The sequence below is a fragment of the Streptomyces sp. NPDC107654 genome (assembly GCF_055639035.1).
In genome coordinates this window covers 110,009-132,995 of the sequence record NZ_JBVKBI010000022.1, presented here as the reverse complement: position 1 = coordinate 132,995, position 22,987 = coordinate 110,009, and the positions used below count along the sequence as shown (strand labels likewise).

At 67.8% G+C, this 22,987-nt stretch carries 22 protein-coding genes and 1 pseudogene; 15 read left to right on the top strand and 8 right to left on the bottom strand.

Annotated elements, in window-relative coordinates:
• From ACZ7N4_RS30680 to thpD, 3 genes are all read left to right on the top strand, one after another.
• Positions 1-410, top strand: a 410-nt coding sequence (locus ACZ7N4_RS30680) for an aminotransferase class III-fold pyridoxal phosphate-dependent enzyme (RefSeq protein ID WP_471364505.1), incomplete at its 5' end; no start/stop codon positions are given.
• A gap of 23 nt (positions 411-433) precedes the next feature.
• Entirely contained in the window at positions 434-838 is a 405-nt protein-coding gene (locus ACZ7N4_RS30675; RefSeq protein WP_471364502.1) for an ectoine synthase, read from the top strand.
• 5 nt (positions 839-843) lie between these two features.
• On the top strand, positions 844-1,737 hold the full coding sequence (gene thpD, locus ACZ7N4_RS30670) for an ectoine hydroxylase (RefSeq protein ID WP_471364499.1): 894 nt from the start codon (positions 844-846) through the stop codon (positions 1,735-1,737).
• Positions 1,738-1,843: 106 nt separating this feature from the next.
• On the opposite strand, the gene ACZ7N4_RS30665 is transcribed toward thpD, so the two are convergent.
• Positions 1,844-2,905: an aminotransferase class V-fold PLP-dependent enzyme gene (locus ACZ7N4_RS30665; RefSeq protein ID WP_471364495.1), complete on the bottom strand. Its 1,062-nt coding sequence runs from the start codon at positions 2,903-2,905 to the stop codon at positions 1,844-1,846.
• A gap of 98 nt (positions 2,906-3,003) precedes the next feature.
• The gene (locus ACZ7N4_RS30660; protein WP_471364493.1) at positions 3,004-3,729 is read right to left on the bottom strand and encodes a DsbA family oxidoreductase; all 726 of its coding nucleotides are present in this window, start codon (positions 3,727-3,729) and stop codon (positions 3,004-3,006) included.
• A gap of 116 nt (positions 3,730-3,845) precedes the next feature.
• Between ACZ7N4_RS30660 and ACZ7N4_RS30655 the strand changes: the two genes are divergently transcribed.
• From ACZ7N4_RS30655 to ACZ7N4_RS30625, 7 genes are all read left to right on the top strand, one after another.
• Positions 3,846-5,552, top strand: coding sequence for a recombinase family protein (locus tag ACZ7N4_RS30655; RefSeq protein ID WP_471364491.1), 1,707 nt, complete (start codon positions 3,846-3,848; stop codon positions 5,550-5,552).
• A 996-nt stretch (positions 5,553-6,548) separates the two neighbouring features.
• On the top strand, positions 6,549-7,994 hold the full coding sequence (locus ACZ7N4_RS30650) for a DNA primase family protein (RefSeq protein ID WP_471364489.1): 1,446 nt from the start codon (positions 6,549-6,551) through the stop codon (positions 7,992-7,994).
• Positions 7,995-8,634: 640 nt separating this feature from the next.
• Positions 8,635-8,883: a hypothetical protein gene (locus tag ACZ7N4_RS30645; RefSeq protein WP_471364487.1), complete on the top strand. Its 249-nt coding sequence runs from the start codon at positions 8,635-8,637 to the stop codon at positions 8,881-8,883.
• Positions 8,880-9,095: a hypothetical protein gene (locus ACZ7N4_RS30640; RefSeq protein ID WP_471364484.1), complete on the top strand. Its 216-nt coding sequence runs from the start codon at positions 8,880-8,882 to the stop codon at positions 9,093-9,095. The genes ACZ7N4_RS30645 and ACZ7N4_RS30640 overlap by 4 nt, the downstream gene beginning before the upstream one ends.
• Positions 9,095-9,598: a hypothetical protein gene (locus tag ACZ7N4_RS30635; protein ID WP_471364481.1), complete on the top strand. Its 504-nt coding sequence runs from the start codon at positions 9,095-9,097 to the stop codon at positions 9,596-9,598. Before ACZ7N4_RS30640 ends, ACZ7N4_RS30635 begins: the two co-directional genes overlap by 1 nt.
• Before the next feature lie 1,154 nt (positions 9,599-10,752).
• Positions 10,753-11,232 carry a phage terminase small subunit P27 family gene (locus ACZ7N4_RS30630; RefSeq protein ID WP_471364478.1) on the top strand — a complete coding sequence of 160 codons (480 nt, stop codon included), beginning with the start codon at positions 10,753-10,755 and terminating at the stop codon, positions 11,230-11,232.
• A gap of 49 nt (positions 11,233-11,281) precedes the next feature.
• Positions 11,282-11,506 carry a hypothetical protein gene (locus tag ACZ7N4_RS30625; RefSeq protein WP_471364475.1) on the top strand — a complete coding sequence of 75 codons (225 nt, stop codon included), beginning with the start codon at positions 11,282-11,284 and terminating at the stop codon, positions 11,504-11,506.
• Between the two features lie 394 nt (positions 11,507-11,900).
• Here the strand turns inward: ACZ7N4_RS30625 and ACZ7N4_RS30620 are convergent, their stop codons facing one another.
• From ACZ7N4_RS30620 to ACZ7N4_RS30600, 5 genes and pseudogenes are all read right to left on the bottom strand, one after another.
• Positions 11,901-12,677: a hypothetical protein gene (locus ACZ7N4_RS30620; protein ID WP_471364524.1), complete on the bottom strand. Its 777-nt coding sequence runs from the start codon at positions 12,675-12,677 to the stop codon at positions 11,901-11,903.
• A gap of 243 nt (positions 12,678-12,920) precedes the next feature.
• Positions 12,921-13,115: pseudogene (locus tag ACZ7N4_RS30615) on the bottom strand (helix-turn-helix transcriptional regulator); the annotation flags it as partial.
• 1,093 nt (positions 13,116-14,208) lie between these two features.
• Positions 14,209-14,709, bottom strand: a complete 501-nt coding sequence (locus ACZ7N4_RS30610; protein WP_471364471.1) for a GNAT family N-acetyltransferase — start codon at positions 14,707-14,709, stop codon at positions 14,209-14,211.
• A gap of 340 nt (positions 14,710-15,049) precedes the next feature.
• On the bottom strand, positions 15,050-15,655 hold the full coding sequence (locus tag ACZ7N4_RS30605) for a DUF1349 domain-containing protein (protein WP_471364468.1): 606 nt from the start codon (positions 15,653-15,655) through the stop codon (positions 15,050-15,052).
• Positions 15,656-15,680: 25 nt separating this feature from the next.
• Complete coding sequence (locus ACZ7N4_RS30600; RefSeq protein ID WP_471364465.1) at positions 15,681-17,210, bottom strand: aldehyde dehydrogenase (NADP(+)); 1,530 nt, start codon at positions 17,208-17,210, stop codon at positions 15,681-15,683.
• Between the two features lie 152 nt (positions 17,211-17,362).
• Here ACZ7N4_RS30600 and ACZ7N4_RS30595 point away from each other — a divergent pair, with 152 nt between their 5' ends.
• From ACZ7N4_RS30595 to ACZ7N4_RS30575, 5 genes are all read left to right on the top strand, one after another.
• The gene (locus tag ACZ7N4_RS30595) at positions 17,363-18,136 is read left to right on the top strand and encodes an IclR family transcriptional regulator (RefSeq protein ID WP_471364462.1); all 774 of its coding nucleotides are present in this window, start codon (positions 17,363-17,365) and stop codon (positions 18,134-18,136) included.
• A gap of 26 nt (positions 18,137-18,162) precedes the next feature.
• On the top strand, positions 18,163-18,636 hold the full coding sequence (locus ACZ7N4_RS30590; RefSeq protein ID WP_471364458.1) for a GNAT family N-acetyltransferase: 474 nt from the start codon (positions 18,163-18,165) through the stop codon (positions 18,634-18,636).
• Between the two features lie 82 nt (positions 18,637-18,718).
• Positions 18,719-20,173, top strand: a complete 1,455-nt coding sequence (locus ACZ7N4_RS30585) for a peptidoglycan D,D-transpeptidase FtsI family protein (RefSeq protein WP_471364455.1) — start codon at positions 18,719-18,721, stop codon at positions 20,171-20,173.
• A gap of 259 nt (positions 20,174-20,432) precedes the next feature.
• Complete coding sequence (locus tag ACZ7N4_RS30580; RefSeq protein WP_471364452.1) at positions 20,433-21,002, top strand: SigE family RNA polymerase sigma factor; 570 nt, start codon at positions 20,433-20,435, stop codon at positions 21,000-21,002.
• Positions 20,999-21,862, top strand: a complete 864-nt coding sequence (locus tag ACZ7N4_RS30575) for a hypothetical protein (RefSeq protein ID WP_471364449.1) — start codon at positions 20,999-21,001, stop codon at positions 21,860-21,862. Before ACZ7N4_RS30580 ends, ACZ7N4_RS30575 begins: the two co-directional genes overlap by 4 nt.
• 199 nt (positions 21,863-22,061) lie before the next feature.
• On the opposite strand, the gene ACZ7N4_RS30570 is transcribed toward ACZ7N4_RS30575, so the two are convergent.
• On the bottom strand, positions 22,062-22,859 hold the full coding sequence (locus ACZ7N4_RS30570) for an HAD family acid phosphatase (RefSeq protein WP_471364446.1): 798 nt from the start codon (positions 22,857-22,859) through the stop codon (positions 22,062-22,064).
• Positions 22,860-22,987: the final 128 nt, after the last annotated feature.

Sequence of the window (22,987 nt, the reverse complement as noted above, 5' to 3'; positions counted from 1 at the left end):
AACTCGACGTGTGGGAGCCGGGCGAGCACAACGGCACCTTCCGCGGCAACAACCCCGCCTTCGTCACCGCCACCGCCGCCCTGGAAACCTACTGGGCCGACGGCGCCGCGATGGAGAAGCAGACCCGCAGCCGCGGGGAGCAGGTCGAACAGGCCCTGATCTCCATCACCGAGGAGAACCTCGCCGACGTCAAGGAGTACCGCGGGCGCGGACTCGTGTGGGGCCTGGAGTTCCACGCCAAGGACCGGGCCTCCCGGGTCGCGCGGCGCGCGTTCGAACTCGGGCTGCTCATCGAGACGTCCGGCCCCGAGGGCGAGGTCGTCAAGCTGCTGCCCGCCCTGACCACGACCTCCGACGAGCTGGACGAGGGCCTCAGCGTCCTCGCCCGCGCCGTCCGGGAAACCGCCTGACCAGCTAGGAGGAGACGCACCCCGTGATCGTCCGATCGTTCAAGGACATCGAAGGCACCGACCGTCATGTGAAGGCGGCGTCCGGCACCTGGGAGAGCAAGAGGATCGTCCTCGCCAAGGAGCGGGTCGGTTTCTCCCTGCACGAGACGATCCTGTACGCCGGGACGGAGACGTCGATGTGGTACGCCAACCACATCGAGGCCGTCGTCTGCACCCGGGGCGAGGCCGAACTGACCGACCAGGAGACCGGGAAGACGTACACGATCACCCCCGGCACCATGTACCTCCTCGACGGGCACGAGCGGCACACGCTGCGCGTCAAGGAGGACTTCCACTGCATCTGCGTGTTCAACCCGCCGGTCACCGGACGGGAGGACCACGACGAGAACGGCGTCTACCCGCTGCTCACCGAGCCCGAGGAGGTGTGAGAGCCATGACCACTGCCACCGTGAAGGACCTCTACCCCACCCGCGGCACCACCGAGGTGACCGTCCCCCGCCAGGATCCCGTCGTCTGGGGCGCACCGGACACCCCGGGCCCGATCGCCGCGACCGACCTCCAGCGTTACGAGCGGGACGGCTTCCTCGCCGTCGACCAGCTCATCACCCCGGACGAGGTCGCCGTCTACAAGCGCGAGCTGGACCGGCTGGTGACCGACCCGGCGATCCGCGCCGACGAGCGGTCCATCGTGGAGCCGCAGTCGAAGGAGATCCGCTCGGTCTTCGAGGTGCACCGGATCAGCGAGGTGTTCGCGAACCTGGTGCGCGACGAGCGGGTCGTCGGCCGGGCCCGGCAGATCCTCGGCTCCGACGTGTACGTCCACCAGTCGCGCATCAACGTGAAGCCCGGCTTCGGCGCGAGCGGCTTCTACTGGCACTCCGACTTCGAGACCTGGCACGCCGAGGACGGCCTGCCGAACATGCGGACGGTGTCCGTCTCGATCGCCCTGACCGAGAACTACGACACCAACGGCGGGCTCATGATCATGCCGGGCTCGCACAGGACCTTCCTGGGCTGTGCGGGCGCCACGCCGAAGGACAACTACAAGAAGTCCCTCCAGATGCAGGACGCGGGTACGCCGTCGGACGAGGCGCTGACCTCGATGGCGAGCGAGCACGGCATCCGGCTGTTCACCGGCAGGGCCGGCTCGGCGACCTGGTTCGACTGCAACTGCATGCACGGCTCGGGCGACAACATCACGCCGTTCCCGCGCAGCAACGTGTTCATCGTGTTCAACAGTGTGGAGAACACCGCGGTCGAGCCGTTCGCGGCCCCCGTGCGACGGCCCGAGTTCATCGGGGCGCGTGACTTCACGCCGGTCCGATGAGCCGCGGTCCGGCCGCTGCCGCTCCGCTGCGGTGACGTAGCGCGCCCCTGGTGGGACCACCGGGCCGGGCCTCCTCGTGTGGGACGGGGGGCCCGGCCCGGGCATGTCATCCGGACAGCGCGTCCAGCAGCCGGTCGACCTCCGCGGCCGTGTTGTAGAGGTGGAAGGCCACGCGCAGGTTGCCCGCGCGGTCCGAGACCTCGATGCCGGCCTCGCTCAGCGCGGGCTGCCGGAAGCCGAGTCCGGGCACCGAGACGATCGCCGAGCCGGGGGCGGGCAGGGGCTCGTGGCCGAGGCGGGCGAGACCGGCGCGGAAGCGGTCGGCGAGGGCGAGGTCGTGGGCGTGGATCGCCGCCACACCGAGTTCCTCGATCAGTTCGAGGGACCGGCGCAGGCCGGCGAAGGTGAACAGCGCATGGGTGAGGTCGAACCGCCGGGCTGAGCGGGCGAGTTCGGCCACCGGGCCGTAGCAGCTGTCCCACGGGTGTTCGGCCGCGACCCAGCCCGCGAGCACCGGGGTCAGTCCGCCGAAGTCCTCGGGAACGGTGAGGAAGGCCGCGCCGTGCGGGCCCATCAGCCACTTGAAGGAGACGCCGGCCGTGAAGTCGTAGGCGTCCGCCTCCAGCGGCAGCCAGCCGGCGGCCTGGGAGAAGTCGACGTAAGTGCGGGCGCCGTGGGCGCGGGCGGCCTCGCGCAGGTCGGCCAGGTCGGCCACCCGCCCGTCGGCGGACTGGACGGCGCTGACCGCGACGAGCGCGGTGCCCGGCCGGACGGAATCGGCGATCCGCTCCAGCGGGACCGTCCGCACCTTGAGGTCGCCGCGGACGTGGAACGGGGTGAGGACGGAGGTGAAGTCGTCCTCGGCCGTGAGGACTTCGGCGCCCGCCGGGAGCGAGGCGGCGATCACGCCGGTGTGCGCGGCGACCGAGGCGCCCGCCGCGACCCGGTCGGCCGGGACACCGGCGAGCCGGGCGAACGCGGCCCGGCACACCTCCACCTCCTCGTACAGCGGCAGCAGCGGCCGGCCCTCCGCCCGCAGCAGGGCCGCCTCCTGGAGGGCGGCGACGGTGCGGGCGGGCAGCAGGCCGCTGCTCGCGGTGTTGAGGTAGCTGGTCCGGGGGCGGAACTCGGCGCGGACGAGGCGGTCGAACGTCTCCGTGGTCTCCATGGGTCCACTCTGCGTCCCACGGAACTGCCCGTCCATTGCGAACTTTTACGTGGATGCCCTTAGCGGCCCTTATACGACGGCCCCGACCTGCGTATTTCTCAGTTCTGCGGGACCTCGCACCCGTCCGGGCCACAGGCCGCCGCGTCCCCGTGGCCGCCCTGACCGCCCTGGCCGACCAGCTTCAGCGGGGCCCGCTCGCCCCAGGCCTGGGCCAGCGCCTGGGTGAAGACCTCGGCGGGCTGGGCGCCGGAGACGCCGTACTTCCGGTCGAGGACGAAGAACGGCACACCGGTGGCGCCGAGCCGGGCCGCCTCCGCCTCGTCCGCGCGGACCTCGTCGGCGTAGGCGGACGGGTCGGCGAGCACCGTGCGCACGGCCTCGGCGTCCAGACCCGCCTCCACGGCCAGCTCCACGAGCCGTTCGTCGCCCTCGGTGAAGACGGACCGCTCCTCGGCGAAGTTCGCCCGGTAGAGGATCTGGACGAGCCGGTCCTGCCTGCCGTGCTCCTTGGCGAGGTGCAGCAGGCGGTGCATGTCGAAGGTGTTGCCGTGGTCGCGGTCCCGGGTGCGGTAGTCCAGCCCCTCGGCGGCGGCCTGGGCGCCCAGGTTGTCCTCGCCGGCCTGGGCCTGCGCCTCGCTCATGCCGTACTTCCTGGTCAGCATGGTGATGACCGGCTGCACATCGCCCTTGGCGCGGCCCGGGTCCAGCTCGAAGGAGCGGTGCACCACCTCGACCTCGTCACGGTGCGGGAAGGCAGCCAGCGCCTTCTCGAAGCGGGCCTTGCCCACATAGCACCAGGGGCAGGCTTGGACCAACGAAGCCACAACCGCTCTGACCTGCGGTTCTTAACCCACGCGCTCGTGAATCTCGAAGGATTCCGCCGAGCCGGGAGAGACCACAGCACCGGGGCGGTCCGACTTCGGAGATTGGACCAAGACGCATGCACCGCGATGACTACCCCGCGCTGCGTTCCCTCGGTTTCGAGGACGACGAACTCAAAGAACTTGGCCTTTGGCTGCCCGCCGTAGGCTCCCCCGCTGATCTCGCGGAAATGTACGTCCGCCGCAGCAAGAAGAAGGATTCTCTTAGCGCACTCCGCGAGCAGGTCCGCCGTATGTGCGCGCACGCTGTCAAGGAAGGCAAGCGAATTCGGCACGTCTGGTTCGAGCAGAAGAGTGCGAGCAAGAGCTACGTCCGGCGCGAGGAGTTCGAAAAGGCAACTGCCGCTGTCGCGGAAGCCGGACTCTCCAAAACGCTGTACGTCTACAAGATGTCCCGCCTTTCTCGCCGAGGGTCGGGCCAGGTTGGTTTGCTCCTCGACAAGTTCGAAGAACAGGCAGCGCGCCTTTACTCGGTAGTCGAGCACCTTGATTCCGTCAGGGGCCGCACGTTCATGGCGCTGTTTTCAGAGCAGGCACGCGAGCAGGTGGCGGAACTCGGCGAATTCGTCAAGCTGGGCATGGACTCGCACAAGGCAGACGGTAAGTGGACCGGCGGCGTGACGCCTTACGGTCTGCGCGCTGTCAAGGGAAAGGGGCGGCTAGAGCACGACCCCAAGGAATACCCGACGGCCCGGCGAATCGCCGAATACCTGTTGGACAGGAAGACTCCCGCTTGGATCGCCGCAACGCTTAACGAGGAAGGGTCGAAGACTCGTCACGGCAAGAATTGGCAGGCAACGGGCATCATCGCGCTTGCTCACGCAGTGACTTGGGCCGGTCTCGTCGCACAGCGGGAAAGGATGCTGGACAAGAACGGACGCTGGACCGGCAAATACCATCGTGGTGGCACTCCGCTGTGCGACAAGAAGGGGAACCCTGTCTCCTGCGGCGAGGGCGTCATCACATTCGCGGAACACGTCAAGATCAAGGAAATCCTGGCGAGTCGCGCTCAAAAGAACGGGCCCGTGGGCAACCGTGCACGCGGAAAGCGGGAGATCTCCAATCTTCTTTCGGGGATCATGCACTGCGGCCGGTGTGGCGCACAGGAAGTCAGCAGCGGGCCCGCTTACCGCTGTTACGCCCGGACCAACGAGGGGGCGCACGTCTGCGAGGGCGTTTCCATCGGGCGGGAGCGCGCCGACGAGGCAGTTACCCAAGCGTGGTTCGCCCACATCCTGAGCCTGTCTCCCGAGTCGGCCACGCTCCACGAAATCGCCCGCGAATGGCTCGCCTACAAGGACCCGGAAAAGGAGAACCGTAAGGCTCAGGTGACGGCCGCACTGGAATCGGCGGTGGGCCGAGAGATCAAACTCCGAAAGATGTTCATCGTTGCCACTCGAATGAGCGAGGCTGAATACGAGAACCTACAGCGTGAACTTGACGCGCAGATCGAATCTCTCAAGGCCGAACTCGCCGAACTCACGCGGGAAGCGGACTTGTCCCCGCTGATGGATTCAGAGGCACTTATCGCGCTGTGGAACAGTGCCGGTATCGCCGGACAGCGGGCACTACTGCGGGCCGCGCTCACGAAAAAGGGGATCACTCTCAAGCCGTCCAAGGGTCGGGGGCATCGAGTGCCTGCGTTTGACCGGCTGGAGTTCCATTGGCGGGAGGCCAGTGACCCGGCATGGGACACGGCCTTTGAGGCGGGCGTGAGGCTCGTTGAGAGGACACGCCAGCGTCGTAAGACGTCTGAGACCGTGTAGGCGCGCCTGAGAGGCTCTGAGAGGCCCGGTGGGACAACTTCCCCGCCGGGCCTTTCCCATGCCCACAGACAGCCGACCAGAGCCCCAGACGGACCGGCCAGCGAGGGACGGTGATCAGCCCTTGCCGACAACGGCCCCGCGACAGCCCACAGACGGCCGCCTGAGCCGTTCCCGCCCCCTCGTTGGCCCGTTCCTCGCACCGCCCGCCGACCGGCCGCCAGAAAGACGCACAGCGGGCCGTGTGTCGAGTGCCGATCGGGAACCCCGTTTTTGTTCGGCTCGCGGAAAACCCATTGGACTCTCTCAATCTCACCCCGCAATCAACATTCAGCACCTGTAGCCAAACAACTACTCAGAGTGATATAGGCGACCGCCGGCTCGGATATACCGGATTTTCAGGAATGCCGTAACGAACGTGCCCGGTATTACCTAGTGCACCCGCTATGCGGTTAACCCACTCGCTCTCTGGTCACCGAGGGCAGCGAGAACCGCTTAACGCACTCACTCTCTCAACAGCGAGGCACCCGGCGAGGGTGTCTTTTCTTTGGCTCAAATTAAGACGCGTCTTACGAGAGGCAGTCATGACAGATAAGTGCGTGTGCGGAAACACGCTGCCGCCGTACTGCGGGACCGGTCAGCGCCCTAAGTGGTGCTCGCGCCGTTGCCGGAATCACGCCTATTACCAGCGCAAGACGTACGGCACCACTCGCTGAACTCACCTAGGAACGTTCCTAGGTGCTCACCCATGGAGAACCAAGAGATGCCCGACCGACTACCCAGCGGGAGCGCCGTCCTAACCGACGTTCCCGCACGCTTCATTCCGCCGACCGACCCGCGACTAGGGCCCGGCCTGCTGGTGCTTTCCTGCCCCCTCTGTGGAGCATTGCACCGGCACGGCGCAGGCGACCCGGAGAACCCTGCTTATGGGCAGCGAGTAGCCCACTGCAAGAACGGCCCCGGAGGGGCTTACAACCTCGTCCCGCTGGAGGCCACCCGATGAGTATTGACACCGACGTTCTCAAGAACCTACCGCCCGAGATTGCGCAGGCATTCGCAGCGCTCGCCGCACAGAATGCCGCCGCCGACACTATCGAGGGAGACAGCGACGACGACCTAGCCCGCGCACTATTCGACCACCTCGGCGGAAACGTGCGCTTCGACCGGTCCACTGGTTGGGCCCTTTACTCCGAGGGTGGCCATTCCTGGAAGTGGCACCCTAGCGGCCACATGGTCGAGCAGGCAGCGCAGGAATTCATTCGTCAGTACCGACTAAAGGCGCGCGACCGGCTGACGGCATTCGAGTACAAGAACCTCGGTTCCCGTGCCCGTCGTGACGCCGTTGTGGCAATGCTGCGCACGCTCCCCGGTGTTCTCGTGGATGGCCTCTCGTGGGACAGCAACCCCGACTTGCTCGCCTGCCGTAATGGCGTGGTCGACCTGCGGACGGGGCAGCTATTCGAGGGCCACCCCGAGCAGATGATTACCCGCGCTGTGGGAATTGACTACGACCCCGATGCAACGTGCCCGCGCTGGCTGCGCTTCCTCGCGGAAGTCTTCCCCGGCGACCCCGAGCTACCGGCATACGTTCAGCGGCTCATCGGCTACGGCATTACCGGCCACACGCGAGAGCAGGTTTTCGCTGTCCTGTACGGCGAGGGCTCCAACGGTAAGTCGGTATTCCTGAACACGCTTCGCTGGCTATTCAGCGAGCATGCTGTAACCGTGCCCTTCGACATGTTCACCGGCAGCGGGGCTAAGCGCGGTGGTTCCGAGGCTGAACTACTACGCGGGGCCCGGCTCGCTCTGGCCAGCGAGACGAACCGTGGCGCGGTACTCGATAGTGCGGCTATCAAGAATGCGACCGGCGGGGAAGAGATGAACGTCAACCCCAAGTACCGCGATCCGTATTCGTTCAAGCCACAGGCGCTCATTCTGCTAGCCACGAACTACCGGCCGGAAATCCGCGAGCAGGATTACGGCACCTGGCGACGCGTCAAGCTGCTGCCTTTCGAGCGCAAGTTTGCGCCGCATGAGCGGGACTACTCGCTGGAGGAAACCCTACGCGCCGAGTTCCCCGGCATCCTTGCTTGGGCCGTCCGGGGTGCCGCCGAGTGGTACGCGAACGGTCTAGGTGAAACTCCGTCCGTCGTAGAGGCGACCAAGGAATACCGCGAGGAGTCCGACCCGCTAGCCGGATTCTTCCCCGGTGTCCTGGTGGCCGATCCGACAGCGGAGACGCCTACGGCAGACCTTTGGGAGGCTTACCGGATTTGGGCCGAGGATCAGGGTATTCCGCCGTTCAAGTCGTCGCGCACGCTGACTACGGCGCTGCGGGAGCGGGACAGTTCCATTCAGCCGTTCCGTTCCAGCAAGGCACGAGGATTGCGCGGTGTGCGGCTGTCGAATGACACGCTTAGCGGCCCCGGCATCTTCGAGGGCTGACGCAAGCATGACGCAGGCTGACGCTAGTGACGCTTGCTGAGTCATGACGCTTGCGGAATTCCAAGGAATCGCCGCTGGCATAACAGCGGGAGGGGTGGCGGTGACACATGATGCGTCATCACTGCCCCTTGCGTCATTCAGCGTCACCCATTCTGACCTGCGGTAATGACGCTAGTGACGCAAGTGACGCTAGGTAGATGAAAGTTATTGAGGGTAGAGATACCCATATAGAGAACTCTCGTTGGGAGAGTGTCACCAGCGTCATTGCGTCATCCCCCGCTGTAGTGCCGCGACGACTTTGATAACGACTCCGGCACAACCTAGCCGTGACGGCCGGCTCGGGGCCCTTTTTCGTCCTGGAACTTAACTCACACGCTCTCTAGATAGCAGACAGCGAGAATCTGTCTGCGTGGTATCTCCGCGTTCTCCATGGCGGGTGATGACCGGTCGGCGCTTAACCGCTCCGGCCGGTCCTCATCACCTAGGAACGTTCCGAGGTGCCCACCCTGCGGCGGCATCCGCAACCCTTCCCCAAGTTCTTCGGTGAGTGCGTGTAAGCGCTCGCCGGTAAGGCCCCCTTGCTTTGGTCTATGCCGAGACCAAGTGAGGGGGCCTTTTTGTTTATCTGGAGGTTTCCGCAATGCGCGACGATTCCGCCTATCGCGCTGTTGTGTTCAACGCTCTGCGTGCGGTCACGGTCGATGCCCACGGGGCCGTTAGCTCTGTCGACTTGCTGTCCGCTGTGAACCGATGGGCGGCGCGTAACGGTGTCGGCCCGGTTCCCTTGGGTCCGTTTACCCGGATCGTGCGCAGCGCTGGATACCAACCCTTCCGCACCAAGACCCGGCGACAGTATTTCGCCGGACTAGCCATTAAGGAGAACGCGTGAACGCGCGAGACAAAAACCCTGACGGCAACAATTACGTTCTACGTTCTCGCGCTGATGCCTTTCGGTACGACGAGAACATGGAAAAGGCCGCTGAGCTAGAGGCAAAGGGTGAGCCGCTAAGCCCCTCGATGCGCCTATCTCTGGGCTACTACAAGGACGCCAAGCAGGCCGCTGCCGATGCTGGCCGTGATGTTTCTGGAAAGGATGCCTGATGACCGATATTGAAGCGCTGCGCACCAAGGTTGAGAAGCTGCGCGCTGAGGTCGAGAAGAAGAACTCTCCTCTTGTTGAAGCTGAGGCCGCCCTCGCTGTCGCTCAGGCCGAAGAGGAGCAGCGACGCGACGAGCGCGCAATGGAATTCGACAAGCGCACCGTGGAATCGTGGGAGGCCGAAAACAAGCGGCTACACGATAAGTACAACGACGCTCTGCGGCGCTGCGCTGAGCTGCTGCTAAAGGAGCCTTGGTTCCAAGCGTTCGTTGAGTCCCGTACGGCTAACCGAGAGTCTTACTACCTAATCCAGTTCGCCACGAACGCGAAGATGCGGACTACGGGTCACACGATCCACGACGCGCATACGCCTGGGGGCGTTGATTCACGATTCCTCACGGTCCTTATCGAGGCGGCCGAGCATGCGGCCAACATGCAGGGTGCTGACTATGCGGACGAGCTAGATGCCAAGCGTGAGGCTTTCATTAACGGAGATGAGGCGTAATGGCGACGACCGCTGACAACCTGCTAGACGCTGGCCCGGATGGCTCGTACCCGAATTGGCCGCGTGACGTGAACGGCGCTCCAATTCAGCCGGTGGATTCCGTGACCGGCGAGCCGATTCGGTATGCGCGTCTGTGGGGTTGCCTGTACTCCATCTTCCCCGGTCATGCTATGCCGCTGGAGTCTCGCGGCTATGCCAACATCGTGCCGCCGAAGGTGTCGTAACCAATGCTTAGTGACGCTCTCGACCCCGGACCGAACGGGACCTATCCATGGTTTCCCCGTGATGCGTCCGGGGCCCCCGCTTGGTCGGATACGCATTCCCGCGCTGACGTGGTTCACCCGACGCGGGGCGGAACTCCAATGCTGCGCGGGCCCAAGTACCGAACGATTCCGAGTTGGCGGCATTGGTTCGACCCGATCCATCTACAGGCTCCGCCGCGCGATGACCTAGAAATTCCCACGGTGCCGATTGCTGAGCTGCGGGAGGAACTAGGGCTACCGTCGCTCGCGTGACCGTTCGCTGTCGCATAAGGGGGGTCGGAGCCGGCGAGATCTGGCCCCCTTTCTGACCTGCGGGTATACCCCCACCCCATCGTTCGCACCCCCTTTGCAGGTGAGTACCTCGCTGGCCACCTGTCCGAGCGCAGGGCATAAAGCCATGGCTATTCGCATGCTGCTGTGTTGTGCGTACGCGTATGCCTACAGCTACAGGGCTAAACACAGCGCAGGATGCGTGATGGTGTGCACCTCGCATTCGCATTCAGTCGACGCGAGTGCGCTGTCATTCGTCCGAGGCTGCGCCATTGCTCGCTGTCTCGCTTACGACTCGGCGCAAGGATCACTCATCAATCCGCAGCGTGCCTATGTGCCATGCATGCCAAGTGCCATTGAGCATTGCCATAAGGCATTCAGCCTCGCCTGCACATGACGGCACAGGAGCCGGACAGCATGAGAGCGCGGCTCGTGTGAGCGCTCGCGCATCTGGCAGGCCGATATGCCACTCTCCCGCGCGCTGTGAGACCCCCAGGGGGTGGGGGGTGCCTCCACCCTCGCCTCGCAGGCCAGCGGCAGGGAGGGGAAAAGCTGTGATGGCAGTGCAGACCCTTTTCTGTGGCGCGACCTGCGCCTTTCATTCCCACTGGAGGAACCCCTATGACACTCGCTAAGCCAGTCGATCAGCACAAGCGAGAGGGCACGTACCGCCCCGATCGCCATGCCGACCGGCTATCGCTGTCGCCGAGTGAGCTAACCGAGCCGGATTGGTCCACAGTAATTGGCGACGGCCCCGACGCTGAAAAGGTCAAGGCCGATGCCTCGGAGATCTGGCGTCGCATCGTTCCCGCGCTGTCTGCTGCTACCCGAATCACCGACGCACAGCGGGAAGTAGTCGTGACGTTCTGTACCTCGCAGGCTCGCATGTGGGAGGCCGAGCGATTCATTAGCCGAGACGGTCTGCTCGTCCTCGGCGCGAATGGCGTGCTTGTCAAGAATCCGGCTACGACGGTTCTCAACACCTATTCGACCATGAACCGCAATGCGCGAATCGAGCTAGGGCTATCGCCGTCCGCTGCTGCGCGAATCACGGTGGCTGCACCGGATGAGGACGACGATCCCGATGGAATTTGGGACTGACCACCTAGGAACGTTCCTAGGTGTGCTACCGCTGGTATGGAGAACGGACATGATTGACGACGAGACTCGCGCTTGGATAGACGATTGGGCCGAGCAGATGGCAGCAGCACGGCGCAAGTACCGCGAGCGGGAAGCCATTGAGAACCGCAGGCGTCAGACGAGAATGCAGGCTTTCGACAGCATCCGCTATGCCGGAATGCCTGCGCACCTAGTCCGCGAATACAAGGAAGCACAGCGCAAGAGGGAGGCGGCGGCGAATGGCCAGACGAGCTAAAGTCCTAAGCGTCCGTCATACCGATGAATCCCGCGCCAACCTCGCTGCCATACAGGAGCTGACCGGCTGTGAGACAGCGAGCGAGGCTGTCATACGCGCGCTAGATCTGTATGCCGCTTACCTAAAGCTGTCGCCCGGCGCTGTCATACAGGCCACCGGTCATACGCGTCGCACCACCTAGGAACGTTCCTAGGTGCCCACGCAGAACCCCCTATGCCACACCTCCACCGCGAGGGTTGGCGCAGGGGGTTTTCGTGTTTCTTGGGGTCGACCTTTGAAACGAAGGCCAGGTTTTCGCCGGCTCGGGGGTCTCAGACGGCCACTCCCCAGCGTTCCCAAGGGTTTTCGCTGCCTTTAGATTGTAGGCACCTAGGAACCTTCCTAGGTGATGACGCTAGGCTGCCGCGCTGTCGAGTACCGCCCGAACCTCCGGAACCTCGGCGTATTCAGCGAGCCGGGCGAGAACTACGCGGCCCCTTTCCGCTGTCCGCTCGCTTGCAATGTCGGCCGACAGTGTGAGCATGCGTTCCGCCGTGGCCGCCGCTTCTTCGGGTTCGTTGGCGTCGGCATAGGCAACCGCGAGCCATGAGAGGTAGAGCGCCATTTCGCGCGTGTGTGTGGCGTCGTACCGGCCGAGCACGTCCCGCAGCAATGGCACAGCGCGGAGCGGTCGGCGCAGCTCTGTGTAGACGCGAGATTCCATGACCCGCAATTCCCCGGCGTCCACCCAATAGAGATACGCCGGTTCCTCGGTTTCTCCGCTGTCTGCGCTTAGCGCTTCCGACGCTTCCCCGAGGGCGCGCATTGCGTGCTGCGCATTCTCGGTTCCTCCCGCTTTCGTGGCCGCCCACGCCACCCGATCGAAGTACAGCGCGCGAGCCTTTGGCGGTGCGTCCGGCCCGGCCCCGTCCAGTGCAGCGCGGGCAAGGTCTAGCCCTTCCAATTCCCGCCCGGTGTTGCTGAGTTGGTAGGCCAATGATCCGGCGAGATTTCCGGCAAGGGTTCGGTCCTCGGCTTGTGTGGCCGCGCTGAGGCCGAGCCGGTAAATCCGTTCTGCCTCGGCGTGCTGTCCCGCGTCGCTGGCAATCCATCCGGCGATTTGGGCAAGCTCCCCGATCTGCACAAGTAGCTGACGGCCCGTCAGATTTGAGTAGCTGTGTTCGCGGAACATTCGAACGGCTTTGCGGAGTTCGCGGAGCGCTGGCCGCATGAGATCCCCACCGGCTAGGAAGTCATCAGCGAGTCGGAGGCTGTGCACCCGCTGCGCTAGGTCGGCAACTTGCCCTGTCCCGATTCGGCCGCCTGTACGGGCCGTCAGAGGCTCTAGCGGGTCCTCGGCGGGCAGGAAGTCGGCGAGGGTCGGCAAAGGCGGTTCAGCGGGCGTCTGTGGCTCGCACAGCGTCTCTACGGGAACGGCCAGCGCGGCAGCGAGGAACGGCAGCCATTCGCGCGGCGTGCGCTTCCCTGTCTCCCACCGGCTGACTTCCTGTCGTCCGACCGGCTCGCCGACTACACCGGCCGCCCGGCATACCTCCCGCGCTAGCCGTGCCTGACTCCACCCGAGCCGTTCCCGCTGTTGCCTGATGTTGGCCCCGATTGCACTCCCCATGCGTCCAGTCTGGCCGACAGTTGGCCTACACGGGGCCGCTAGTCGGAGATCCATTACGGCCGGAGGCTGGACGCCGGATTGCCGACAGCGAGGGGACGCGATGGCCACCACGCAGATCAGCGAGAAAGGCGCTCCGCTGGAACCAGTGGGGGTGGAGGGGTGCCGTACCTGTGCCGTCCTGGTGCAGTCCCGGCAGACGGCCCGTGAGGCTGGTGCGCTTGGGGCTGTGGCCCGTTCGAATCAGGAGATTGCCGCTCACCCGCATAGGCGCGCTGGCGCGGTGACCGTGTGGGGTGTCGCCCAATGACCGAGCCTTTGCCCTACCCCGGTCCCGCTGTCGATCTCCCGCTAGATGACTGGCTTTACGAGGCTCGGCCGGTGGTTGGCTGTGGAACCTGCCAGGAAGCATCCCGCGCGCTGAAAAGGGCCAAGAGCACCGGCAAGGCATGGGACCGATTCGAGGCAGCGCGAATCATCCGGGCACACCCGCACGGGGCCGGGAAGTGACCACAGCCCCGGAACGTCCCCGCGTTGTTCGACCGGTGGTCAGGCTGCGCGTGCCTGTCGCTGACCGCTCGGAAAGTCGCCACCCAAAGCCGCGCGCCGGGCGAACAGGTGGGCAAGAACCCTGGAGCCTTTGGAAGTCAGGTGACCTCTGCGGCTGCTGCGCCGGACAGCGTGCCATTTGGTGTGACGGCTGCTGCGGATTCGACGGCTGCGAACTGTGCGGCTGGACGTACAAGCGCCCCTGTCCCGAATGTGTCGGCGGGGACGCGGAGCCGATCCGATGGTGACTCGCTGGCGGCTCGCTGCGTTCGTGCTGGCAGGGTTCCTTGGGTACCTGCTGGCCGCCGCTCGCTGACCACCCGTGTCCGTCGCCGACCGGCGCGGGTTCCTTGGCCCCGTCCGTCTGTCTCCCCCGTGGCAGATGGGCGGGGCTTCCTCGCATCTATGCAGGTCAGAGGCCGTGCGCTAACCTATGGCTCTGTTGGTCCAAGGGCAGGCGATGTCGCTCCAGATCTCGACGCGCATGTCTTCCGTTCTTTCCGGGTCGTACGGGCACGGGGACGCTCCCCACCCGGTACGTGAACGTTCAAACAGCCGTGCCCATTCCCCGGCGTTCCCCGGCCGGCACGCAGAAGCGCAGGAAGAGGTGGTGGTCGCCGTCCGCGGGCGGGTTGCCGGGGTCGGGGACCCAGCCCTGGCGGGCGTAGAAGGCCTGGGCGCGCCGGTTGTCCACGTGGACGTCGGGGACGGCCGAGTGCCTGCCGTCGGCGCACCACTGCTCCACGCAGGCCGCGTGCAGGGCCGTACCGATGCCGGAGCGCCAGCGGTCGGGGTCGACGTGGAACTGGTACAGCCTGACCGTGCCGGCGGGGCCGTCCTCCGGGGGCCGGAAGGAGGCGATACCGGTGATGGTGCCCTCCTCCACGACACACAGCACCTGCCCGTCGGGGCGCCCGACGGCACCGCGCCAGGCCGCGGTCCAGTCGATGCCGTCCTCCGGCAGACCGTCGGGGTAGTACGTCGAGCGGGCCCGGCGGTGCAGCGCGGCGATCCTCTCCGCCTCGGCGGGCAGGGCGGTCCGGATCACACGGGCACCCGTCACACGGTCACTGATCACGCAGCGGAGGACGTCACCGTCCACCGGGCGGTTCCGCGGCGGCGGACGCGGGGGCGGTACGCGCTCGGGGCGAGGCGGTGCGACGGACCGGGCGGGCGCGGCGCGAGTCGGCGGTTGCCGGCGGACCGGGCGGGCGCCAGGCCGGAAACGCAGGTACCGGAACCGGGCGGGCGCCAAGCGAGTCCGCGGTACCGGCGCACCGGGCGGGCGTTAAGCGGGCCCGCGGCTACCGGGGCCCCAGGCGGCGCCCCCCGGTCCGTGCGGGCCAGGAGGCTGCTCGGCGTGCCCCTGTTCGTGCCGGTCCTCGCCCTCAGCTTCCGTCTCGCAGGTCGCTCGGCGCGCCGGCCCTGAAGCCGATGTGGTCGTACGTCACCGCGCACCCCTCCCCCACCGGCGACTGGGCCATGAACCCGACCAGTGCGGCACCGGTCTCCTTCTCGTCGCCCAGGGTGAAGAACCGGACGAAGGTCCACCGCTCACCGTCCGGCGAGGCGTGGAAGGCGAAGGCCCGCCCGCTCCGGCTGACCCGCAGCCACACCGACTCCCCGTCCACCGCGAAGGAGTTGGCGTCGTCGGAGTGCCCCCGGGTGACCACCGTGCAGACGGTGGGCACGTCCGGGGAGAACTCCAGACAGAGCTTGGCCCAGGCGTGGTCGCCGACATGGACGTAGAGGACCCCGGCGTCGAACGCGTCCCGGAACACCACGGAGACCCGGGCGACGAGCCGGAAGTCGCCTGCGGGCGGCGCCCCGAGCAGTCGGGGGGCGTCGGAGGCGGGCTCCGGCGTTTCCCCGGTGGGCGGCACGAACCGGTCCTGCCGGGGTCCGGCCCGCCCGGTCAGCACCCCGTCCCGGTAGGACCAGTCGCCGTCCGGCCCGCAGGCCTCCAGGGAGAAGGGCAACTCGGGGATGTCCAAGGCCGTCGACCTCTCTCGTCGGGCACTAGCGCTCCAGGACCCCGTTGAACCTCCGGGGAAGCCCCAGGGGGTTGGCGTCCTTCAGCTCGTCCGGCAGCAACGCCTCCGGCGCGTTCTGGTAGACGACCGGCCGCAGCCACCGCTCGACGGCGGTCCCGCCCACGGACGTGGACGTGGACGTCGTGGCCGGGTAGGGCCCCCCGTGGTGCTGCGCGGGCGCCACCGCTACCCCCGTCGGCCAGCCGTTGACCAGCACGCGCCCGGCCAGCGGCGTCAGCCCGGCGAGCAGCTCCGGCCCCCGCCCGTGTCCGGCGGCCTCCTCGGAGGAGACCTGGACGGTCGCCGTGAGGTTGCCCGGCAGCCGCGACAGTACCGCCGTGGCCTCGGCCTCGGAGGCATAGCGGGCCACCACGGTGACCGGTCCGAAGCACTCCTCCAGCAGCAGGTCGTACGCCCCCTCCTCGGCCAGCTTCTCGGCCGGCACGGTGAGGAACCCGGCGCTGACCGAGTGTTCGCCGCCCGCGCCGGGGGTGACCGGCGAGTCCACCTCGGGGAGCTGGGCGCGCTCGGCCACCCCGGCGAGGAAGTTGTCCCGCATGCGGTGGTCGAGCAGCACCCCGGCGTCGGTGTCGCTGACGGCGTCGGTCAGGGACTTCACCAGCTGGTCGCCGGCCGCTCCGGACGGCACCAGCACCAGGCCGGGCTTGACGCAGAACTGGCCCACGCCGAGGGTCATCGAGCCGGCGAGCCCGCCGCCGATCTCCTCGGCCCGCTCGGCCGCGGCGGCCTCGGTGACCAGGACGGGGTTGAGCGAACCCAGCTCGCCGTGGAACGGGATCGGCACCGGACGCGCGGCGGCGGCGTCGAAGAGCGCCCGGCCGCCCCGTACCGATCCGGTGAAGCCGGCCGCGGCGACCAGCGGGTGCTTGATCAGCTCGACGCCCGCCTCGAAGCCGTGCACGAGGCCGACGACGCCTGCGGGGACACCGTGTTCGGCGGCGGCCCGGCGCAGCACCTTGGCGACCAGTTCGGACAGGGCCGGGTGGTCGGGGTGGGCCTTGACGACGACCGGGCAGCCCGCGGCGAGCGCGCTCGCGGTGTCGCCGCCGGCGACGGAGAAGGCAAAGGGGAAGTTGGAGGCGGAGTAGACGGCGACGACGCCGAGCGGCACCTTGTAGCGGCGCAGGTCCGGGACGGGCGGGGTGGCGGTGGCGTCGGGGTGGTCGATGATGACGTCGAGGAAGGCACCCTCGTCGACGATGTCGGCGAAGGCCCGCAACTGGTAGCAGGTGCGGGCGAGTTCGCCGGTCAGCCGGGCCGGCCCGAGCGCGGTCTCCGCGTCGGCGGTCTCGACCAGGCCGTCCTTGGCCGCGTCCAGGCCCGCGGCGGCGGAGCGCAGGAACGCGGCGCGGACCGTGCGGTCGGCGAGGGAGCCGCGGGCGGCGTGGGCCGCCCGGACGGCCTCGTCCACCTCCTGGGCCGTGGCCTCCACCGCGACCTGTTCACGCTGCTTCCCGGTGCGCGGGTCGACACTCCAGACTGGTGCTGCTGCCACCGCGGGTCCCTCCCAGTAAAGGCCGCATCAACTACGACGTTCCAGGCTCACCCATCAGCCGCGTTCGATATACTGAACACTGTCTCTGATGATGAATTCGCTGTTCGGAGACTATATAACTCAGGTCCTCGTCAACGAAGGGGTCAAGGGCGATGACGGCAGGCGACGCAGGGGGCGGGGCGCAGGTCAAGTCCGCGGTACGGACGGTTGAGCTGCTGGAATACTTCGCCGGCCGGCCCGGCATGCACTCGCTCGCGGCCGTCCAGGAGGCCGTGGGATATCCCAAGTCCAGCCTGTACATGCTGCTGCGCACGCTCGTGGAGCTGGGCTGGGTGGAGACGGACGCGACGGGCACGCGGTACGGCATCGGGGTGCGGGCGCTGCTGGTCGGCACCTCCTACATCGACGGCGACGAGGTGGTGGCCGCCGCCCGCCCGACCCTGGACCGGCTCTCCGACGACACCACGGAGACCATCCACCTGGCCAGGCTCGACGGCACCAACGTGGTCTACCTGGCCACCCGCCAGTCCCAGCACTACCTGCGTCCCTTCACCCGCGTCGGCCGCCGGCTGCCGGCCCACTCCACCTCCCTCGGCAAGGCGATCCTCGCCACCTGCACCGACGAGCAGGTCCGCAAACTCCTGCCGGAGACCCTGCCCGCGCTCACCGAGAACACCCTCACCGACCGGGAGCGGCTCATCGAGGAGCTGCACCGGATCCGGGAGCAGGGCTTCGCGGTCGACCGCGAGGAGAACACCCTGGGCCTGCGCTGCTTCGGCGTGGCGATCCCGTACCGCACGCCCGCGCGGGACGCCATCAGCTGCTCTGTGCCGGTGGCCCGGCTGACCCCCGCCCACGAGCAGATGATCAAGGACGCGCTGTTCGACGCGCGGGACCGGCTGACGCTCGCGACCCGCAGGCTCTGAGGTCCCGGGGCCGTAGGCTCGGCTCCATGGAGATCGCGCTGCGGGCCGTACGGGACAGTGACCTGCCGGTGTTCCGCCGGCTGATGACCGATCCGGAGGCCACGCGGATGGCCGCGTTCGGCCCGGAGGACCCGTACGATCCGGAGGCCTTCGCGGCCCACTGGCGGCGCCTGCGGGAGTGCTCCGAGGTGCTGCGCACGGTGCTGGCCGACGGGAAGGTGGTCGGTACCGCGTCCGTGTACGGCGTGGCCGGCGAGCGCGAGGTGACGTACTGGATCGACCGCGCGTACTGGGGGCGGGGCGTGGCGACGGCCGCGCTGGGGGCCCTCCTCGCCGAGGTGCCCGGACGGCCGCTGTACGCGAGGGCGGCGGCCGACAACGCCGGTTCGCTGCGCGTCCTGGAGAAGTGCGGCTTCCGCGAGAGGGCCCGGGCGCAGGGGTACGCCGGTGCGCGGGGCCGGGAGATCGAGGAGGTCGTGCTGATCCTGGAGGGTTCGTGAGAGACCGGACGAGATGAACCCCGGATGAGAAAACCGGTCGTACGGGAACGATTGCCCCGCTCCCGCTCGTCTTCCCAGCGGGATGAACAAGACGATCAGGCGGGCGTCCGTCTTCGCGCTGCTGCTGGTGCTCTCCCTGCTGGTCAGGGCGACGTGGCTGCAGTACTACGACGGCAAGGCCCTCGCGGACGACAACGACAACCGGCGGAACGCGATCGCGACCTACTCGCGGCCCCTCGGGAACATCATCGTGGCCGGAGACGCCGTCACCGGCTCCGCCCGGACGAAGGGAAGCGACCTCGCGTACAAGCGGACGTACAGGGACGGCGAGCTGTACGCCGCGGTGACGGGCTACGCCTCGCAGGCCTACGCCCCCACCCAGCTGGAGGGCATCTACACGGACCTGCTGAACGGCACGGACAACCGGCTGAAGACCGTGATGGACACGGTCACCGGGGAGCGCGCCGAACCGGGCGACGTGCTCACCACGATCGACCCGGCCGTGCAGAAGGCGGCCTACCGCGCGCTGGGCGACAAGAAGGGCGGCGCGGTCGCGATCGACCCGAAGACCGGCAGGATCCTCGCGGCGGTGTCGACGCCGTCGTACGACCCGTCCTCGCTCACCGACGCCAACACGGCCGGCAAGGCCTGGAAGTCGCTCAACGCGGACAAGGACAAGCCGCTCACCAACCGCGCGCTGCGCCAGCCGCTGCCGCCCGGCTCGACGTTCAAGCTGGTCGTCGCGGCCGCCGCGCTGGAGGACGGACTGTACGAGGACGTGGACCAGCGCACCGACAGCCCCGACCCGTACACCCTGCCGGGCACGGTGCGTCCGCTGTCGAACGAGAACAAGTCCGCGCCCTGCGAGAACGCCTCGATCCGTGTGGCCCTCCAGTACTCCTGCAACAACGTCTTCGGCAAGATGGCCGTCGACCTCGGCCAGGACAAGGTGAAGGCCATGGCCGAGAAGTTCGGCTTCAACGACGCGGCGCAGGACGTGCCGGTGCGGGCCTACCCCAGCGTGTACCCGTCCGGCATGGACAAGGCGCAGACCGCCCTGACCGGCATCGGCCAGTTCGACGTCACGGCCACGCCCCTGCAGATGGCCATGGTGTCCGCGACCATCGCCAACGGCGGCAAGCAGGTGTCGCCGCGCATGGTCGCCCAGATCACCGACAGCGGCGGTGACGTGCTGAAGGACTACGACGACGACACGGACACCAAGGAGGTCGTCAGCTCCACCACCGCCGAGCAGCTCCAGTCGGCGATGCGGACGGTGGTGAAGGACGGCACCGGCACGAACGCGCTGATCGACGGCGCGACCGTCGGCGGCAAGACCGGCACCGCCCAGCACGGCGAGAACAACAGCAAGACGCCGTACGCCTGGTTCACCTCCTACGCCAAGTCCGACGGCAACGGCAAGGAGGTGGCGGTCGCGGTGATGGTGGAGCAGTCGGACGCGGCCCGCTCGGAGGTGAGCGGCAACGGACTGGCGGCGCCGGTGGCCAAGGCGATGATGCAGGCGGCGCTGAAGTAACCTCCCGGTTTCCGCGTTGCCGGCGCGGCGGTGGTGAGGAAGGCCGGGACGGCGATCTCGCGGCGGTCCCGGCCGACCCCTTTCCGGGTCTGCTCCGTGTCACCTCACGGGTTCGGTCCGCCATACGACGTCCGACCCCCCGCACGAGGACACGAAATGATCACTGCTACGCTTCCGGATCTCGGTCCGGGCCCTCCCCCTGGCCCTCGCATGTCATTCACATGACACTCACCGAGCGTGTATCGAGAAGAGGTCACCCGTGGGCACAGTCGTCGACGACGCAGCCTCCGTGGAGTTCCATGCCTTCTTCGAACGGCACTACGCCGAACTCGCCCGTCTCGCCCACCTGTTGACCGGTGAGTCGGACGCCGCCGACGACCTGGCTGCGGACGCCCTGCTGGCCCTGTGGCACCGCTGGGACCGGGTCCGCGCGGCCGACCACCCGGTGGCGTACGCACGGGGCGTGGTCACCAACCTGGCCCGCACCCGGATACGCAGCGCGGTGCGCGAGCGGCGGCGGATCGCGCTGTTCTGGCCGCGGGGCGAGGAGCGGACCGAGAACCCGGACGTCGACGGTGCGGTGGACGTCCAGGAGGCGCTGCGCCGACTGCCGTTCCGGAAACGGGCGTGCGTGGTGCTCCGGCACGCGTTCGACCTGTCGGAGAAGGACACCGCGCTCGCGCTCGGGGTCTCGGTGGGTACGGTGAAGAGCCAGACGTCCAAGGGCATGGCCGAACTGCAGCGGCTGCTCGGCCCGCAGGGCGACCCGCGGCGGGTGCACGCGGCGATGGCGGCCCGGTCCGGCGAGAGCGGAGGAAGGAACCGATGAGGCAGCAGGACGTGCACGACGAGCTGCGCGCCCGGCTGCACGAGGCGGCCGAGGCCCACGAACCCGACCGCGCACGCATCCTCGCCCGGGTGGAGCGCGGCATGACGGCGGGGTCCCGCACCGGCCACCGGGCCGGACGCCCGCCGGTGTCCGGCTGGATCCGGGTGGTCACCGCGACGGCCGCGGTGGCCGGTGTGCTCGCGGCCGGGGGCTACGCGGTGGCGTCCGCGGTGCGGAAGGACGACCCGCCGGCCCGGCAGACGGTGGCGGTGTCGCCGACGCCTTCGGGGTCGCCCGCGCCCACGACCCGTCCCCCCGTCCACTCCGCGGACCCGGCGCCCACCAAGGGGGGCGCCGGTCAGCCGTCCCGCACGCCCGGTTCCTCCCCGTCCGGCACCCCGGAGGCCACCGCCCCGGCCGAGCCGCCGGCGGCACGCGCCGAGCAGGACGGCCCCCTGTGGTCGGACGGCTCGGTCGACCCGCACAGCAACGACTTCTGGGCGCAGAGCAACCTGACCCTGAAGACCTCCCGGCCGCTGACCTCCCTGACCGTCGAGCTGAAGGTCGCCCGGACCGGTGGGGTCACCTCGACGGGGGCGTGGCGTTCGCTGCCGGAGGGGGACTTCAGCCAGGGCGTCACGGAGAAGGACGGGTTCGTCGTCTACACGTGGACCCTGAAGGAGGGGCGTACGGTGCCGGCGGGCGCGTGGGTGTTCGCGGGACAGTACGAGCACGCGCGTGGGGGCCGCGACGCGGGACGCGACCGGTATGTCATGACCGCTCTGGCCGGGGGGCGTACGTACGCGGTGACCGGAGACTTCGCCGTGCACGCGCAGGGCGGCTCGGCCGGCGACTCGTAGGGCCGCGGGCGGGGTCCGCCGTTCATCGACGAGTACGGTCCGGGCGGGTACGTCCCGTTCGAGACGACGGACCTCGCGTCCGGGAAGTGGACCCCTCCTCGGACTGCGCGCTGCCGGCGAGCCCCCGCCACGGCACGGTGCTGCCGGTGACGGGGGCCGGGTACGAACGGCTGCTCAGGACGTACGGACAGGACTCGGCTCAGCTGACGAAGTACGTCGGGTTGGGCAGCTTGTACGTGCGGTTCGCGTACCCGCCGTCCAGGTCCGAGTACTGGTCGCCGAAGTTGGCGATGATCTCGTAGCCCAGGTCGTCCTCGATGTGCCGGCGCGTGCCGGACTTGTACTGCACCGTCGTGCAGTTCCAGGCGGCCGCGGTGGCGCAGTCCTTCAGGTAGGCCGGCGGGTTGGCCTTGTCCTTGAGGAACATGTGGCCGGCGTCGAGGTTCACATCGGCGCCGACCTTCTTCAGGTTGGCGACCGCGGCGGCGCGCTGCGCCTCCGTCAGACCGGAGTTGTAGAAGACCTCGACGCCCTTGGACTCGGCGTACCGGACCAGCTCGGGGCTGCCGAAGACGGCCGGGCGGTCGGCCTTGTTCACGTAGTCGTTCCACGTGGTGCCGTTGTACGTGTAGTTGGTGCGCTTCTCGTAGTCGAGGCTGAGCAGCAGCGTGTCGTCGATGTCGAAGACGACGGCCGGCTTCTCGCCGTGCCGGTGCGCCTTGCGGGCCGCCTTGTCGATGTAGCGCCTGGCGTCGGCGTCGATGCGCGCCAGGTCCTCGGCGTACGGGCTGTCCGGCGACGCCTGGTAGACGCCGTTGCCGTCGGCGGTGGTGCCGTAATAGGTGTCGATGTCCTTCACCAGGACGCCTATGTTGTACGGCTCGTGGGTGGAGTTCGCCGTCGACTGGCCGGCCGTGGCCGCGCCCGCGCCGTACAGCGCCGCACCGGCGACGAGACAGGCGGCACCGGTCGCGACCGCCTTGAGGGACTTCCGCATGAGTTCTCCGGATCTGGTGGATGAGAGTGATGTACCAGGTCACAGATTGTCTACGCGCATCACACACGCAGAGCGAGCCTCGTTACCCGATCGATACGCACGTCGTGCGGCACCCCGGCCCGGAGCAG